The 1588-nt window shown below is 40.9% G+C and carries 2 protein-coding genes, 1 pseudogene and 1 riboswitch; all 3 genes and pseudogenes read right to left on the reverse strand.

Features of this window, described 5'->3' with window-relative positions:
• Nucleotides 1–305 (reverse strand): annotated as a pseudogene (locus AC1DUA_RS36800) (hypothetical protein); the annotation flags it as partial.
• Between the two features lie 56 nt (nucleotides 306–361).
• Entirely contained in the window at nucleotides 362–778 is a 417-nt protein-coding gene (locus AC1DUA_RS36805; protein WP_477504436.1) for a hypothetical protein, read from the reverse strand.
• Nucleotides 779–843: 65 nt separating this feature from the next.
• A riboswitch (cyclic di-AMP (ydaO/yuaA leader) is annotated at nucleotides 844–1004 on the reverse strand.
• Between the two features lie 62 nt (nucleotides 1005–1066).
• A partial coding sequence (locus AC1DUA_RS36810) for a phytanoyl-CoA dioxygenase family protein (RefSeq protein ID WP_477504437.1) occupies nucleotides 1067–1588 on the reverse strand: 522 nt, incomplete at its 5' end.

Here is a 1588-nt window from a genome sequence, read left to right on the forward strand (position 1 = left end):
AGAGTTAATGGACCTAATCGACCGAGCACCACAAAAAGGGATATGATGATGACTGCCAGCGCACGAAGGACTGGTAGTAAAGCAATTGATTCATAAATTAAGATGCCAACTGTCCAAATGGACACATAAAAAATTTGTTTGCTAATTCTCTCCCTTAATGGGTAATGACTAATAAACATCATATTAACAGGTGGCACAAGTACCGTTCTTGCTAAAAATCCTTGCCATTCTATTTTAAGACCAAAAATTAACTTGCAACAACCCACGCTGGTGTTGAAGGCAAATAAATTTGCACCAGTTAACACGCAAATCACCATTGAAAGTACTGGGTTTGTTCGATGAAACATATGAATCCTATGTTTTAGGGCAACAGAAGCGAAGCTTCATGATTATGATTTATGTACGTAAAATGGTCCGCCCCAAGACCTCTATATGTAGCCCTAGCATTCCCACGCTTTGTTATCACATGAATAGACTTAGGATTCCATTCTTTACAGATCTGAATATATCTGCAGCATAAATTAAAACTCACTTCAAACAAATAAACCTTACCAATTCTTATCTCTGGAACCGTCCAACTTCTTGCATCCTCTGTATTTACCATGATAATGCGATCAACACCCATAGCTTCCAGACGTTTTTTACCATAGCTGTTATTTGTAATTGCGTAATATAGAATCCCTTTTTTTCTTAACAAATGAATAAATTCTTTTCCCGCCAGATTTGGCGCAGAAACTAAAACATACTCTGATGGACTAATTTGATCTAATTCGTGCAATGCTCTCTCCTCCTCATGGGAGGCAGCGAAAACAAACCATTAAATCTTATAGAGATGTAGTCGTTACCTCTCCAATAAATACGCTTACGAAGTTAGCTGACGGATTCGGACGTGAGAATCGCCCTACACGTTTCTTACTGTGATTCACCCCACTGTGCATTAATACACGCGCCAGTACATGGTTCCTCCGCTCCTGCGGTTGCGCAGGACTCAGCGATTTCACAACTTCACCTCTCTGATGACAATGAGGACCCGCCGTAGGCAGGCCCTGGTTGAACGAAGCATCTATTATCGTGCAGCGATGAAGTCTGGTCTAGGCTGTTTACCAGAATAAGGGGCATTCAGTTTATTAAATACACTATTATATACAATAAAAACGTTGCTTCGCGGGTCTGGCGTAATATTGCTATTCGAGCCATGCATTAAATTACAGTCGAAAAGTATGATGGAACCAGCCTTGCCAGTCGGTGCGACGATACCTCCTTGTTCAGCCAAATTTCTCAGACTATCCTGATCAGGCACGCCATATTCTTGCCGGCGAAGTGAAGTTTTATAATTATCATCAGGTGTTTCCCCAATGCAGGATACAAATGTGCGATGTGATCCTGGTATAACCATAAGAGGACCATTATTAGGCGTGTTATCTTCCAACGCTATAGAACAACTGAGTGCCCTCATCTGAGGCATCCCATCCTCAACATGCCAGGTTTCAAAATCAGAATGCCAATAAAACTCCTTGCCTGTAAAACCCTGCTTAAAATTTATTCTTGATTGATGCACATACAAATCACTTCCAAGAATCTGCTGAAC

Source organism: Paenibacillus sp. 01T422, assembly GCF_056398785.1.